The organism is Mycobacterium sp., assembly GCF_040509115.1.
GTDB lineage: Bacteria > Actinomycetota > Actinomycetes > Mycobacteriales > Mycobacteriaceae > Mycobacterium.
In genome coordinates this window covers 54,082-69,089 of record NZ_JBEVLO010000095.1, presented here as the reverse complement: position 1 = coordinate 69,089, position 15,008 = coordinate 54,082, and the positions used below count along the sequence as shown (strand labels likewise).

General features: G+C 66.6%; 13 protein-coding genes. 4 read left to right on the top strand and 9 right to left on the bottom strand.

The window, feature by feature from the left end:
* Window positions 1-620 precede the first annotated feature (620 nt).
* Window positions 621-1,862 carry an Ig-like domain-containing protein gene (locus ABW137_RS08045; protein ID WP_526398653.1) on the top strand — a complete coding sequence of 414 codons (1,242 nt, stop codon included), beginning with the start codon at window positions 621-623 and terminating at the stop codon, window positions 1,860-1,862.
* Here the strand turns inward: ABW137_RS08045 and ripC are convergent.
* Window positions 1,859-2,953 carry a peptidoglycan hydrolase RipC gene (gene ripC / locus ABW137_RS08040; RefSeq protein ID WP_526398651.1) on the bottom strand — a complete coding sequence of 365 codons (1,095 nt, stop codon included), beginning with the start codon at window positions 2,951-2,953 and terminating at the stop codon, window positions 1,859-1,861. The two genes, ABW137_RS08045 and ripC, sit on opposite strands and share 4 nt — an antisense overlap.
* Before the next feature lie 335 nt (window positions 2,954-3,288).
* Between ripC and ABW137_RS08035 the strand changes: the two genes are divergently transcribed.
* On the top strand, window positions 3,289-3,870 hold the full coding sequence (locus tag ABW137_RS08035; protein WP_526398650.1) for a copper resistance CopC family protein: 582 nt from the start codon (window positions 3,289-3,291) through the stop codon (window positions 3,868-3,870).
* Between the two features lie 96 nt (window positions 3,871-3,966).
* Here the strand turns inward: ABW137_RS08035 and ABW137_RS08030 are convergent, their stop codons facing one another.
* From ABW137_RS08030 to ABW137_RS08015, 4 genes are read right to left on the bottom strand one after another with little or no spacing between them, the layout of a single operon-like run.
* Entirely contained in the window at window positions 3,967-5,436 is a 1,470-nt protein-coding gene (locus ABW137_RS08030) for a sodium:solute symporter family protein (protein ID WP_526398648.1), read from the bottom strand.
* A gap of 25 nt (window positions 5,437-5,461) precedes the next feature.
* On the bottom strand, window positions 5,462-7,099 hold the full coding sequence (locus ABW137_RS08025) for a thiamine pyrophosphate-binding protein (protein ID WP_526398646.1): 1,638 nt from the start codon (window positions 7,097-7,099) through the stop codon (window positions 5,462-5,464).
* Window positions 7,096-8,118 carry an agmatinase gene (gene speB / locus ABW137_RS08020; RefSeq protein ID WP_526398644.1) on the bottom strand — a complete coding sequence of 341 codons (1,023 nt, stop codon included), beginning with the start codon at window positions 8,116-8,118 and terminating at the stop codon, window positions 7,096-7,098. Before speB ends, ABW137_RS08025 begins: the two co-directional genes overlap by 4 nt.
* A complete protein-coding gene (locus ABW137_RS08015) occupies window positions 8,115-9,692 on the bottom strand; it encodes a purine-cytosine permease family protein (RefSeq protein WP_526398642.1) in 1,578 nt (525 codons plus the stop codon). The genes speB and ABW137_RS08015 overlap by 4 nt, the downstream gene beginning before the upstream one ends.
* A gap of 219 nt (window positions 9,693-9,911) precedes the next feature.
* Here ABW137_RS08015 and ABW137_RS08010 point away from each other — a divergent pair, with 219 nt between their 5' ends.
* Window positions 9,912-10,805, top strand: coding sequence for an Lrp/AsnC family transcriptional regulator (locus ABW137_RS08010; RefSeq protein WP_526398640.1), 894 nt, complete (start codon window positions 9,912-9,914; stop codon window positions 10,803-10,805).
* On the opposite strand, the gene ABW137_RS08005 is transcribed toward ABW137_RS08010, so the two are convergent.
* The 3 genes from ABW137_RS08005 to ABW137_RS07995 are packed head-to-tail and all read right to left on the bottom strand — an operon-like array spanning window position 10,802 to window position 12,034.
* Window positions 10,802-11,176, bottom strand: coding sequence for an SRPBCC family protein (locus ABW137_RS08005; protein ID WP_526398638.1), 375 nt, complete (start codon window positions 11,174-11,176; stop codon window positions 10,802-10,804). The two genes, ABW137_RS08010 and ABW137_RS08005, sit on opposite strands and share 4 nt — an antisense overlap.
* A 24-nt stretch (window positions 11,177-11,200) precedes the next feature.
* Window positions 11,201-11,863, bottom strand: a complete 663-nt coding sequence (locus ABW137_RS08000; protein ID WP_526398636.1) for an O-methyltransferase — start codon at window positions 11,861-11,863, stop codon at window positions 11,201-11,203.
* Window positions 11,864-11,887: 24 nt separating this feature from the next.
* Complete coding sequence (locus ABW137_RS07995; protein WP_526398634.1) at window positions 11,888-12,034, bottom strand: hypothetical protein; 147 nt, start codon at window positions 12,032-12,034, stop codon at window positions 11,888-11,890.
* A 74-nt stretch (window positions 12,035-12,108) separates the two neighbouring features.
* Between ABW137_RS07995 and ABW137_RS07990 the strand changes: the two genes are divergently transcribed.
* Window positions 12,109-12,648 carry a TIGR04338 family metallohydrolase gene (locus ABW137_RS07990; protein WP_526398632.1) on the top strand — a complete coding sequence of 180 codons (540 nt, stop codon included), beginning with the start codon at window positions 12,109-12,111 and terminating at the stop codon, window positions 12,646-12,648.
* A 98-nt stretch (window positions 12,649-12,746) separates the two neighbouring features.
* Here ABW137_RS07990 and ABW137_RS07985 read toward each other — a convergent pair whose 3' ends face one another.
* Window positions 12,747-15,002 carry a LuxR C-terminal-related transcriptional regulator gene (locus ABW137_RS07985; protein WP_526398630.1) on the bottom strand — a complete coding sequence of 752 codons (2,256 nt, stop codon included), beginning with the start codon at window positions 15,000-15,002 and terminating at the stop codon, window positions 12,747-12,749.
* Window positions 15,003-15,008 lie beyond the last annotated feature (6 nt).

Sequence of the window (15,008 nt, the reverse complement as noted above, 5' to 3'; positions counted from 1 at the left end):
GCCGTGCTCGTCCGCGCCGAGCGCCTGACGGATCCGCAAAGGGGCCTAGCCAAGATCCAGACTCGGGCCACGCTGAGCGGAGCAGTGGCCGCAATGGCCGCGACACCGTTGGCGATCGTCGCCCTGTCGCTATCAGGCGCCTTGATCTGCTTCGCGTAGCAGACACGATTTCCTGCCGACGAGCTTGGATCATTCAGGAAACGATGCTGCGGACACTAACGACGCTCTACGCCAACCATTCCCGATGGGTGGCCGACCGACGGGTCGGCCGTCCACAACACCGCCGCGGCCAACGCGAGCGCCACCAACAATGCCGTCGCGATCAACCGGCTAGCCCTTCGCGCTCCGCGCGGCGCACGCTCGGGTGAGCCCCAACTCGACCGAGGTCCCCGACAGGACACGTCAAGGGCGCTCCTCATGGCCTCAATCTACTATGCCACTACGTACGTAGCCAGGTGCGTCACCCATCGCGCTCTCGGCCGAGGCGTCCGTGCCGTCATGGGCAGTCAGCACCCGTCTGATCCACGATCGCCCTGCGGCACTGCTCGCACTCTCGTCTACGTAGATGATACGTAAGATGTGGGGGTGACAATTCTTGGGCTACGGACGGAGTGGCATCGATGAGGCCGATCGATTCCGTGGCACGACGGCGTCGAGGCCTGTGGTGGACGACCGTGCTGCTCGTCGGCATCGCCGCACTCGCCCTTGGGCTCGTCTCGTGCAGCACCGATTCGTCCTCGGCGGCGCAGCAGCTGCCCAATGCCGAGATCACCGACAAGGGCACGCCCTACGGCGATCTGCTGGTGCCAAAGCTGCAGGCGTCGGTTACCGACGGTGCGATCGGGGTTCCCGTCGAGTCGCCGATCACCGTGACCGCCGGCGCCGGGGTGTTGGGCGCGGTGACCCTGGTCAACGAGGAGGGCCGCGTCGTCGCTGGGGAACTGAGTCCCGACGGCGTGACGTGGCGATCGGCGGAGCCGCTGGGGTACAACCGGCAGTACACGCTCAATGCCGAGGCGTTGGGACTCGGCGGGAGGACCAAGACCACGGCCACCTTCGCAACCCACTCGCCGCAGAATCTCACGATGCCCTACGCGCTCCCCAACGACGGAGAGGTCGTGGGCGTCGGGCAGCCCGTCGCCGTGCGTTTCGACGAGGACATCTCCGACCGGCTCGCCGCGCAACGCGCCATAAAGATCACGACGAACCCTCCCGTCGAAGGTGCCTTCTACTGGCTCAGCAATCGGGAAGTCCGTTGGCGGCCAGCGCAATACTGGAAGCCCGGCACCTCGGTCGAAGTGCAGGTCAACACCTACGGCGTTGATCTGGGCGACGGCCTGTTCGGCCAGGACGACATCACCAACCGATTCACCATCGGCGACGAGGTAATCGCCATCGCCGACGACACCACCAAGACGATGACCGTTCGCGTCAACGGAGACGTCGTGAAGACCATGCCGATCTCCATGGGCAAGAACTCCAGCCCAACCGACCGGGGTACCTACATCATTGGTGATCGGTACTCGTTCCTGGTCATGGACTCCTCGACCTATGGCGTTCCGGTGAACTCACCGGACGGCTATCGCACCGAGGTCAACTGGGCCACCCAGATGTCCTACAGCGGAATCTACGTCCACGCCGCCCCCTGGTCGGTCGGAAGCCAGGGGCGCTCCAACGTCAGCCACGGCTGCCTCAACGCCAGCACTGAGAACGGGAAGTGGTTCTACGACAACACCAAACGTGGCGACATCGTCGAGGTCCTCAACACCGTGGGCCCCACGCTGTCGGGCACCGATGGTCTCGGCGACTGGAACATCCCCTGGGATCAGTGGAAGGCGGGCAACGCCGTAACCACCGGTTAGTAGCGCCGGGCGTTGTAGATCGGAGCCGACGAGATCGGCGCCACCTTCACCGGAGTGCCGTACGTCGAGGCGTGCACCATGTTCCCGTCGCCGATGTAGATGCCGGCGTGCGAGGCGTCGGAGTAGAAGGTGACGACGTCGCCAGGCTGCAGGTCGGGCATCGCGACGGGTTGCCCGCCTGCCGCCAAGGCTTGACTCGACCGCGGAAGCGACTTACCGCTCTGCAAGAACGACCATTTGATGAGGCCTGAGCAGTCGAAGGCATCCGGACCCGTCGCACCCCACGAATACGGCGCGCCCACCCGGGTCATTGCCGCTTGCACGACTGCCGCGCCGTCCGGCGAACCTGGCGGCGCCGCGACCGCTTCCGGCCGCGGCGGCTCGGGCATCGCCACGATGGCGGTGTCGCCCGCCGGTGGCCCTGGCTGCTCGGGTGACACCGGGCCCGGATCTGCCAGTGCCGCACGCTGATCCGGCGTCAATGTCCGATATAGCGCCTCCACGTCGGCGATCTGGAGGCGCAGTCGACTCTGTTTCGATTGCAGGCCTGCGCGGACGCCAGACGCCTGCTCCGTGGCCGTCCGTGCAGCCAGCGCCGACGACTCCGCTGCGCGAGCGGCGGTGGCGGCGCGGGTCGACGCGGCACGGAACCCCGCCATGCGGTCTGACATCTGGGTGGCCATGAGCTGGTTCAGCGACAGTTCCTCCAGCAGTCGCTGGGGGGACTCGGCATTCAACGCGGCGCTGATGCCGCTGGTCGACCCGCCCATGTAGGACGCGGCCGCCACCTCGTTCACCGCGCCCTGGTACTTCGCCAGATCGGCTTGGGCGGCGATCGACGTCGCGGACGCCATGCGCTGGCGATCCTCGGCACCGCGCTGTTGTGCCAACTTGGCTTCCAAATCGAGTTCAGCGGAGTAGATGGCCTCGGTCGTTTGCTCGGCTTCGCGTGACAGCTCCGTCATGCGGGCCAGCGCGTCCGATGCTGGGTCAGCCCGGCCAATGCCTGCCGAGTCGCCAAGCGTCACGACGACGACGATTGCCGACAAGAGGCCGATAGCCGATCGACCCACCGCGGCACGACGTTCCATTCTCAAAGCACAGATCCTCACAGCGGCAGGGACATCTATGGTCTAGGTACGTAGGTCACGGAAAGATTACGAGTAACGGTCCTCGATGTCCACGCCTGCGGTGGCATTGCGCGACCGCACGACCCTCCCGAGCCCGCCCCCCACGGGCCAAAAGCACCCTTGCGGAGGCGATCCGGCGTATTCCTACCTACTGAATGCCTTAGTATGTAGTGACTTAGTAGACGATCGTGACGAGTGAGTTCGAGGGACGGCCTCCCCCACACGCGGCTGTCCGAAAACATACACTCGGGTGTGCGCCGCGAAGTGCCACGTGGGCGCGAACCGAAAAGAGGATCGTGAACACAAACCTACGCACTGCCATGATCTGTCTGGGAGCGCTGATCCTCTGGTCTTCCGGCGGTGGGATCGCCACGGCGCACACGGGCCTCGCCAGCTCCGACCCAGCCAAGGATGCGACCGTGACGGGGTCGCCGGACGCCATCGTGTTGACCTTCACCGAGGACATCAACCCGTCGTTCGCCCACATCGTCGTCAGCAGCGCTGACGGTCGGAACTGGGTCTCCGGCTCACCGCGCGTGGAAGGATCGCGCCTCACCGCCAGCGTCGCGGCAGACCGTCCCGGCAACGGCGAGTACACCGTCGGCTACCGAGTGGTTTCAGCGGACGGCCACCCCGTGACCGGCTCCTTCGGTTTCACCATCGCCGGCGTTCTCGATGAGCCTTCCGCGCCCTCGCCCTCGTCGCCCGCCGCAACCAGCACCGCACCAGCAGCGCCCCAACCGGCTGCTCCTGCGGGAGCGGACACGAAGACATCGGTACTCACCGCTGCCGTCGCAGGTCTCGCACTTGGCGGCGTGATCGCGTTCTGGCAATCGCGGAAACGTCGACGAAGGACCGCGGACCGCTTGTCGATGTGAAGCGTTCGATCGGCAGCCGTGACAGATGCAGTTGGTCCGCCGCGATGGTCGTATTCAACGCCCCGAGAGGAGAATTCATGGTGCGTCGTCCGTGCGTTACCCGGCGCTGACCCCCGCCTCCTCCTTGCCCGCCAACCGTCCCTCCCACACCTGCAGCACCTCTGGCGACGTCCGCGGCGTCAGCAGGCTGACGACCACGTAGACGACAAGGCTGGCGCCGAGCCCGTAATAGATCGGCTCGTTGGCGAGCACGTCGCCGACGACGACCATCGTCCCAAGCGTGACCACGGTGCCCACCGCCATCGACCACAGCGCACCGAGGCCGGTCGCGCGCTTCCAGACGAAGCCACCGAGGATCGCCACCAGCAGGCCGCCGACCAGGATGTCATAGGCGATCGTCAGCGCGGCCACCACATCGTTGAGCAGTGCCGCAATGATGATGACCACCACCCCGAGGACCACGACGTAGATCCGATCGGAGTGCACGTCACGCTCGGCGGTCTGCTTCTCCGCGGTAGCAGACCGTCCAATCAGCCTCAGCAGCAACGGCTTCACGTCGGTCTTCGCCACCGTCGCGGTCGCGATCAGCGCGCCCGACGCGGTCGACATCATCGCCGCCACCGCGGCCGCCAGCACGATACCGCTGATGCCGACGGGCAGGATCGTCTCGGCGATCTGCGCGTAGACGTCGTCGGACGCCTCGACCTCGGGCAGGAACGTCGACGCCGCCATCCCGATCACCGCACCCGCCACGCCGTACAGCACGCAGTACACCGCGGCCGTCGTGCCACCCCACTTCGCCACACCCGGCGACCGTGCGGTGAACACACGCTGCCAGATGTCCTGTCCGATCAGCATTCCGAAGCTGTAGACCACGAAGAACGTGATGATCGTCGACGTCCCGATGCCACCGAGATCGAACACCGCGTCGCCCGCGCGCTCCCGGATGCCGTCGAATCCGCCCGCCCGATTCCACGTGAACGGCAACAACAGGAAGAAGATGCCGACCGTCTTCAAGATGAACTGGACCATGTCGGTCAGCGTGATCGACCACATGCCACCGATCGACGAGTACAGCATCACGATCGCGCCGCCGATGATCACCGACACCGTGCGGTTGGTGCCGAACAGCACGTTGAAGACGGTCGCGTAGGCGATGGTCGACGTCACCGACAGCATCAACGTGTATGCCGCCATGACGATCCCGGATGCCGACGTGGCGTCGACGCCATAGCGCAGCTTCAGCATCTGCGCCACGGTGTACACCTTCAACCGCTGGATGCGTCCGGCGAAGAACAGGCTCAGCGCCAGCAGGCCGATGGCGATCGCCACCACCAGCCACATCCCCGAGATGCCGTACTTGTAGCCGAGACCGACACCGCCGACGGTCGACGCACCGCCGAGCACGACGGCTGCCATCGTGCCGGTGTACAGCGCCGGGCCGAGTCTCCGTCCCGCTACGAGAAAGTCCGCCGAGTCCTTGGTTCTGGTCTTGCCCCAGAATCCGAACGCGAGCATCGCCGCGAGATAGACGACGATGATGACGATGTCGAGTGGCTTGCCCATGGTGGGCCTCCTAGGATGGGTCTGACTAGAGGTGGGTGGGAGCGAACATCTTCAGCAACGCGGGCAGGACCACGACGGCCGGCCCTGCGGTGCGGAACGTGTCGGCGACGATCTCTCCGACATTGTCGAGCGTCGCCAGGTGGGCGGGGACGCCGAAACTGGCTGCCAGTGCTACGAAGTCGGGCCGGGTAAGCTCGGTGGCCGTGGCCCGGCCGAACGCATCGGTCATGTACTCGCGCAGAATGCCGTAGCCGCCGTCGTCGACGATCAGCCACGTGACGTCGGCGTCGTGCTGACGCGCGGTGGCGAGTTCGGCGATCGAGTACATCGCGCCGCCATCTCCGGACACCGCGAAAGTGCGCTCGCCAGAACCGATCGCGGCAGCAACGGCGGCCGGGTATGCGAAACCCAGCCCACCCGACCCCTGCGCGGAGTGGAACGCGCCGTCGCGGGAGTCCCATGCCGACCATGCCCAGTATGCGGCGATCGTCATGTCCCAGAACGTCTGGGTCGCAGAGGGAATTGCTTCGCGCAGGTCGCGCATCAGGGTCAGCTCCGTCGCGACGTCCTGGCCCGCCAGTCGGTCCTCGACGGCCTTCCGCAATCGGCGAGCAACACCAGGGCCGTCGGTGCCGTCACGGCGCGTCACCTTCGCGGCGATCGCGCGCAGCGCCTGCCCGGCGTCGGCGTGAATGCCGAGACCGGGGTGGTTGGCTTCGAGCACCCGCGGCTCCGCGTCGACGTGGATGAGCTGGCCCTTCGGCGCGAACGTGAAGTAGTTGCTCGTCACCTCTCCCATCGCGGTGCCGACCGCCAGGAGGACGTCCGCGTCCTCCAGGAGCGCCGTGGTGTGGCGATCCTCGATCCACGACGCGGCCGACAGCGGGTGGTCGAACCGGATCGCGCCCTTGCCCCCGACAGTCGAGACCACCGGGGCGTCAAGCAGTTCGGCGAGCGCGACCAGGGCCTCGGGACCGCCGGCCGACCGGCGGACACCGCCTCCGGCCAGAATCACGGGCCGCTCGGCGGCGCTGAGAAATTCGGCTGCCGCGTCGACCAGTTCAGCGCGTGCGGGACGCTCCGCGACCGGCGCGACCACCGACGTCACCGGTGGCACCCAACCGTTCCGCGTCGCTTCGCTCGCCCCCTCCGCCGACTCCAGCAGCACGTCCTGCGGAATCTCCACCCACGTCGGTCCGGCAGGTGCCGATTGAGCGAGTGCCCACGCGTCGGCAAGCAGGGTGGGGATCTCGGCAGCGCGATGCACGACCGCCGTGCTCTTGGTGACGTTGATGGCGCTGCGCTGCTGGTCGTCGAGCTGATGCAGCATGCCGCGCCGCAGGCCGAGACCGTCGCGCGGCACCTGACTGGTGATGACCAATAGCGGCACCCCCGTCGCGTACGCCTCCTGAAGGGCACCGAGGGCCGTCAATGCTCCCGGCCCGGTGGATAGGAACAACACGCCGACTTCGCCTGTCGCCCTGGCATATCCGTCGGCACCAAACGCCGAGTTGTTCTCCACGCGCGAACTTACGAAGGTGAGATCGCTGCGCCGGATCGCGTCGAACAGCCCGAGCGCGTGTTGGCCGGGTATGCCGAAGACATGCGAAACACCCAGTGCAGCCAGGGTTTCGACAACGACGTCGCCGCCGTTTCTGGTCACGTCGAACGCTCCTCTTGCCGCTGCACCCCGTTCCCCCTCGCTTCGCTCGCCCCCTGTGCCCCGTTCCCCCTCGCTTCGCTCGCCCCCTGTGCCAGCAGCGACACCAGGTCGTAGGCGACGTGCGACGCGGCGACACCGGTGATCTCGGCGTGATCGTAGGCGGGCGCGACCTCGACTACGTCGGCCCCGATCAGGTTGATGCCGCGGAAGCCCCGCAGGATCTCGAGCAACTCGCGGCTGGTCATTCCGCCCGCCTCCGGCGTTCCGGTGCCCGGCGCGTGCGCAGGGTCGAGTACGTCGATGTCGATCGACACGTACACCGGCCGGTTGCCGAGCCGCTGCCGCAGCCTGTCGACCACCTCACGCACGCCCTGGTAGTAGACGTCGGACGAGGTGACGATGCCGAAGCCGAACCGGCGGTCGTCCTCGAGGTCCTTCTTCCCGTACAGCGGTCCGCGCGTGCCGACGTGCGACAGCGCCTCGGTATCGAGGATGCCCTCCTCGACGGCGCGGCGGAAGGGCGTGCCGTGCGTGTACTCGGCGCCGAAGTACGTATCCCAGGTGTCGAGGTGCGCGTCGAAGTGCACCAGTGCGACGGGACCGTGCTTCGCCGCAGCGGCCCGCAGCAAGGGCAGTGCGATGGTGTGGTCGCCGCCAATGGTGACCAGGCGGGTGCCGTCCTTGGTCAGGTCGACGGCCGCGGCCTCGATGGTCTCGATGGCCTCGTGGATGTTGAACGGGTTCACCGCGATGTCGCCGGCGTCGGCGACTTGAGCGATCTCGAACGGAGACACGTCCAGGGCCGGGTGGTACGGCCGCAGCAGCCGCGACGCCTCCCGGACGTACGTCGGTCCGAATCGTGCGCCCGGCCGGTACGACACTCCTGAGTCGAACGGGACGCCGACGACGGCGATGTCGGCGCGCGGCACCTGGTCGAGGCGGGGCATGCGGGCGAACGACGCCGGCCCCGCGAACCTCGGTGTCTTCGACGCATCGATCGGGCCGATGGGGGCACTCATGCGGAAACCTCCTGCGTTGCAACGTTGTCCACGGACGTGATCGGGATTCCGGCCGCGGGTCCCTCGGGGACGAAGCGCGGCCCTTCGGGGCCGAACGCGTCGGCCGGTTCGGGGAAGAGGAACAGCAGTGCCGGGTAGAGCAGGGCCGCCAGGCCGAGGCCCACCGGAATCGACAGGTCGATGCCGTTCGCCAAATTGCCCAGCGGACCGACGAACTGGTCGGGCACGTTGACGAAGCAGATCGACAGCGCCGCCGACACCAGCCAGGCGCCGAGCCCGCGCCAGTTCCAGCCGTGCCTGAACCAGTACCTGCCGCCGCGCTGTCTGCGGTTGAACACCTGCAGCGAGTCCGAGTCGTACCAGCCGCGGCGAACCGCCCACCCGATCATCATTACGACCATCCACGGCGCCGTGCAGGTGACGATGAGCACCGCGAACGTCGAAATGCTTTGCACCACATTGAAGGCGAAGCGTCCGACGAAGATGAACGCGATGGCGATGAGACCGATGAACACGGTGGCCTGTACCCGGTTGAAGCGCGGGAACACGCTAGAGAAGTCGAGGCCGGTGCCGTACAGCGCGGTGGTGCCCGTCGACATGCCGCCGATGAGTGCGATGAGGCACACCGGCACGAAGTACCAGCCTGGCGACACGGCGAGCAGGCCGCCCACGTAGTTGCCTTCGGCGATGAAGTCCGGCGCGTTGGTGGCCACCACCGCCGCGGTGACCAGACCGAACAGGAACGGCACCAGCGTGGCGATCTGGGCCAGGAAGGCCGCCGACATCGACTTCCACGCCGGCGTCTCGCGTGGGATGTAACGGGCCCAATCCCCAAGGAAGGCACCGAAGCTCACCGGGTTCGACATGACGATCAGCGCGGCACCGACGAACGACGGCCAGTACAGCGCGTTGGTGGCGGCGTCGGCGTCCTGGCCGAAGATGCCTGCGTAGCCCGGGTCGAAGACACCCCCGAAGGCGACGATGCCCAGCAGGAACAACACCGTGGCGGCGATGACGGCGATCTTGTTGACCAGCAACATGAATCGGAACCCGTAGATGCACACCACGAGCACCAGCAGCGCGAAGACTCCGTATGCGGCGCCGACCGCCACGTCGTTCGGGGCGGCGTCAGCGGCTCCCCCCAACGCGCGGGTCGCGCCGCCGACCAGCACGTCACCGGACGTCCAGACCGAGATCGAGAAGAACGCCACCGCGGTCAAGAGCGACAGGAACGATCCGACCACCCGGCCGTGCACTCCAAGGTGCGCAGACGACGACACGGCATTGTTGGTGCCGTTTCGCGGCCCGAACAAGGCCATCGGCGCCAGGATCGCCGCGCCGAGGATCAGGCCCAGCAGGGTGGCCAGCAGCGCATCGCGGAAGGACAGGCCGAAGATGATCGGGAAGCTACCCAACACGACGGTCGCGATGGTGTTGGCCCCGCCGAAGACCAGCCGGAAGAGGTCAAGCGGACCCGCGGTGCGCTCGGCGTCGGGGATCTGTTCGACGCCGTGCGCTTCGACATCGGTGACCTTGGGCGGAGGGGCGAGCGCGGAGGCGTCGGTGGCGGCCATTTCGGTCCTGTCGGTCGTGTGGTGCGGATCACGCTAAGGCCGCCTCACCTGCATCGCAAGCAGTTCAATCGTTACGACCAGGTTTCCAAACACGATGTGCTGGCGCCGTCAGGTCGATCACATCAGAATTGGCTTCAATCCCCCTCATTACTGTCGATCTGCCTATCGAACTAGTGTGAAAAATCTTCGGACCAATTTCCCGAAAGTGGGCTGACCGCGATGGACGAGACCGATGAGGCGATCGTCGAGCTTCTGGAAGTCGACGGTCGGCTGACGCACCGGGAGATCGCCCGCACCGTCGGCCTGTCGCGATCCGCCGCCGCGGCCCGGGTGCAGAGACTGCTCTCCACCGGACAGCTCGTGATCCGCGGCGCCGTGCATCCCGCGGTGCTCGGGCGCGGCGTGCTGGCCCACGTCAGCGTCGTCGTCCACGGACCAGCCGCGCCGGTCGCGGCGACGGTCGCACAGCGCGACGACGTCCCCTTCCTCTCCCTGACCAGCGGCCCGTACGGGTTGGTCGCGGAGGTACGGGCGTCGTCGGCGCGCGGCATCGACACGGCGGTCTCCCAGCTGCGGGCCCTGCCGGGGGTGTCGGGCGTCGACACGCTCAGCTACGTCGAGGTGGTGCGCGACGTCGTCGGACCGGTCGGCGACGTCGAGACGAGCGTGGACGCCACCGATCGCGCGCTACTGGTCGAACTGCAGAACGACGGCCGCGCCTCTTACGTCGACTTGGCGGCGGCAGTCGGATTGTCACCAGCGGGCGCACGCCGCCGGGTGGTGCGGCTGATCGAATCGAGCGTGGTCCGAGTCGGCGCCGTCGTCCGGCATTCGGGCCAGGACCGGCAGAGCGCCATGGGCTTCGGCATCGGGCTGGCAGGCGATCACCGCGAGGTCGTGGCGGCGCTGTCCACGATGCCATCGGTGATCTTCCTGGCTCGCACGCTCGGCAGGTTCGACGTCCTGGTGACCGTGCGCGCGTTCTCGGCAGGACAGTTGGTCGAGCTGCTCGACGCGGTGCGCGCCCTGCCAGGGGTGCGCGCCCTGGACAGCTGGACGCATCTGGCGGTCGTCAAGGAGAGCTACGCGTCGGGCCTGGATTCCACCGACTAGATTCGAGCGCAGGCGATCTCGTCGATCCGACGCAACGCCAACGCCAACACCGGCAGGTAGGCGGGCGCCCAAATCGGTGCGCTCATCCACACGCGGCAGCCGTCGCCGTCGGGGTCGGTTCCGTGGCGGGTCGCAGGAATCCCCGCGACCTGCCACCCCCACGACCGGCCTGGGACGAACTCGGTGATCGTGAACGGCAGCGCCACCCCCACCGGCGTCCACACCTTGCCCGTCGTACCGAGCGTCAGGACGGCGCCGTCGGCCTCCGCGCGACTGACCGTCAACCCCCACTTGGGCCAGGCGTCCAGATCCGTCAGCACGTCCCAGGTCGCCTCAGGAGAGGCCCGAATACGTCTGCTCACCGTCCACATACTCGGCACGTACCCGGTGCGAGGTCACGTCACCCGCGCGACCGCGAACCCGTCCCAGCCCTTTCTGCCGACTGTCTGAATCGCCGCGGTGTCCAACCGGGGGTGGTCGCCCATCATCACGAACATGTCGTGGACGGCGCGGGCCTGCCGATCGTCGGGTGCCGGGTCCAGCACGCGTCCGGACCGGGCGACGTTGTCGACCACGATCAACGCGCCGGGCGTCGCCAGGTCGATCGCCCACTGCACGTACGCGACGTTGTTCTCCTTGTCGGCGTCGATGAAGAACAGGTCGAAGCGCTCGCCGCGCTCGGCCAGTTTGGGCAGGGTGTCCAGGGCCGCGCCGACGATGACGTCGACTCGGGCGTCGACTCCGGCCGCCGCGAGGTTCTTCCTGGCCACCTCGGCGTGCCTGGGTTCGTATTCGAGCGTCGTCACGTGCCCGTTGGGGGCCACGCCGCGGGCCAGGCAGATGGTGCTGTATCCGGCCAGTGTGCCGATCTCGAGTACGCGCGTCGCCCGGGTGATCGTCGCCAGCAGGGAGAGCAACTTGGCGTGCTGGGCGGATACCTCGATCTGGGGCATGCCCGCAGCGTCGGCGGCAGCCCTGGTCGCCAGGAGAACGTCGTCCTCGGTATTCAACAGCTCGTCGAACTTGGCGTCGAGGGCCCGCGGATCAGGATCAGTCACCCGTACCACGTTAGCCGCGTCGGCCTAGCGCACCCTCGCATAGACCACGCGCAGCACGGGCGCGGCCTCCAAACCCATGACGGCGCCAGCCAGATCGCCGAAACAGGTGACGAACTCGCTGCCGTGCGGCGGCTCGGCACGGCCAGATGGAGCACCCACTTCTGTGGACATACGGGGTGTTAAGTTCGAGCGGTGCACCTCCAACGGGGAGCTATGGACCGCTTCGCTTTGAATTGGCTCATCGGATGGCACGACGCCGACAAGGCCGTCCAACGGCAGCTCGGGCGTCGGAAGTGAGCGCATCAGCAGTCTACGGGGCAGAACACCAGTGGTCTGCAATCCTCGACAGGGGCGGACTCGTGGACTTCCACGGTTCACTCATGGACGTTCCGATGCAGAAGCGATTCGCCGACATACCATCCGTACAGAGGTACGTCGACGGGGTCCTGGCATCGGACTCCATTCGCGAGAAGTACCCGAACGCCGGTCCGGTCTACGTACGAGAACGCCGTGGGCAGAGCAAGGCGCACTACGAGCCTTCGACCGCGACAGTGGCGATTCCCATGAAGGACAGGGCCTTTGGTCGCGAGAGCACCGTGTTGCACGAGTTGGCTCACCACCTGTCAGTGAGCGAGGGGCTTCCCTCTACGTCGAGCGGAACACGATGGCACGGAGTGGAGTTCCGACGCGCGATGATCTTCTTGGTCAGCGTCGTGTTGGGAGAACCGGCGGCACTCCTTCTTCGCGGCGGGTACTACTCGTCGGGACTTCGTCGCAGCGGGTAGAGAGGAAGCACGGCGTTGGATCTCAGACCCAGCCGTCATCCACATGGAGGGTCCAGCGCGTTCGGCGACCGGAACTGACACAGCCAATCCCGGGTGGGTTAGACGATCGCGCGGAGGGGACGCGGACGGTTCTTCTCGTGGTGCTTCGCCATCCAGACGGCGATCTGCGAACGGGAACGGAACTGCAGCTTCGACAAGATGCGCTGGATGTGCCCCTCGACGGTTCGCGGCGAAACGACGAGCGCGGCAGCAATCTGCGAGTTGCTCATACCCTCGACGAGCTTCTGCGCGATCTCAAGTTCCCGGCGCGTGAGGGCAACTTCACCCGCACTACCGCTCTCTCCCATGGCCAGCGCCATCAGCTCTGAGTGCCCCAGCCGCCGCCCCTTGGCGGTGATCCGGTAGTACTCGCGATTACCGAGTACCTTCCGAAGACCCAAATCGGTCTCCGCGCTGATCGCGTTTCGGACCATGGTGCGAGTCGAACTCAGCTGCTGCGCCGCAGCCAGCAGGGTCGCCGCCTTCACCGCATCCCCCTGCCGGAATGCCACCGTTGCCAGCAGCTTCAGGCACGTCGGGAGACCGGTCTCATCGCCAAGGCCGTCGAGGACGGCGAGACAGTCCTTCGCCAGCTCTGCGGCGCGCTGCTCCTGCCCGCGGTGCAGCAGCGAAATCGCCAGCACCAGCATCGCATTCGCCATGCCCCACGTGTCCCCCAGCACCCGAAGACTCTGAATGCTCTCCTGGAACAGCAGTTCGGCCTGAATGTGGTCGCCACGCAGCAGGCTGATCAGCACCAGGAAGTAATACTGCTCGCCGAGATCCGACGCACTCCCCTGCTGTTTCGTGTGCTCGACGACGGAAAGCAGATCCTGCTCAGCGGCATCGATCTCGAAGCGACTCACCCCGATCATCGCCTGGATGAACTTTGCCGAGAATAGTTCGGACGGCTCATCCAAATGCTCACTGAGGGAGACGCTCTCGAGCAGCAGTGCGGATGCCAGCGTCTGATCGGCCGACATGATCACGAGGTAGGCGCGCACCCACAGTGCCCTCGCCACCAGCACGTCACGGATCGGATGGTTCTCGATCGCGGTCTCGAGCCACTTCTGAGCCTGATCGACCTGACCCGCGACGAGCCAGTACCGACGGAGCCCAGCAATCAACGTGATTGCGTCGCCTGAACGGTCCGAGCTGGCAGCCAACGTCTCGAGCAGCTTGGAAATGTCGCGCCGGTGCCAGCGCAAATGGCGGATGACCGCTTGCTGCTGTGGACCGGTCCACTTCTCTGCGGCGTTGGTGAGCAGGTCGACGAGATGCTTCTCAAGCCCGGCCCCGAAGGCGCCGACTGCATCTGTCGCCGCCAACTCCTCGAGCCCGCGACGACGCACCGAGCGCAGGATGCGGAACCTGCCTTCATCATTCGGTGCGCGCAGGAACAGCGAATGATCGACCAATCCGAAGAACGCCTCGGTGCGCTCGGCGAGCCCAAGGTCGATGAACCGAAGATCCGTCAGGCACTCCATCGCGAAGTTGTCGGCCATACCGGCAGCGACAGCGAGCAGGTGCCGCTCCGCCGGGGTTCGACGCGCGAACTCTGCATCGACGGATTCAGCGAGCGCGCGAGCCGCAGGCACGAAGTCGACGATCGGGTCGGCACCGATCAGGGCGGCACGGATGCGGTCCAGCGGAATGATCCGAAGCGCAGAGGCTGCAACCTCGATCGCTGCCGGAAGCCCATCCAGTTGAGCGCAGATCTCGAGAACTTGGCCGGCATTGCCGTCCGAGAGCGCGAAGGTCGGAACGGCTAATCGCGCGCGATCTGCGAAGAGCTTGACGCAGTCCGCTTCGGCAGGAGATTCGTGAGCGGCGACATCGGAATCAACAGTGAAGGGGGCGACCTCGAGCAACGCTTCACCGGCGATCGCGAGCGCATGGCGACAGGTCGCGATCACCCGCGCCTCCGGGGCTCCATCGAGAATCCCGTCGATGATGATGCGGGCATCGTCGGCGTGCGAGTCGGCATGCGAGTCGGCGTTGTCGACCAGCACGACAGCGTTGCCGCTGTCTCGAACCGCAGCGATCCACGCGGCGGCCAGCGTGCGATCGGCTACCTCTTCGGGCGCGAGCTCAGCGAAATCCAGCGCGAATACCCGAACGCTGCCGGTCTTCTGGATGTCGGAGATCGTCTTTCGGGCAAGGCGACTCTTGCCCGCTCCGGCAGCGCCGGTGAGCGTGAGGAGGCGTGCGTCGACCAGCGCTTTGCGCGCAGCGACCGTCTCAGCTTTGCGCCCGATGAAACTCGTACGCTCAGCCGCGATCAGGTCGCGAAGAGAAAACGTGTCACTCGACATTGAGCT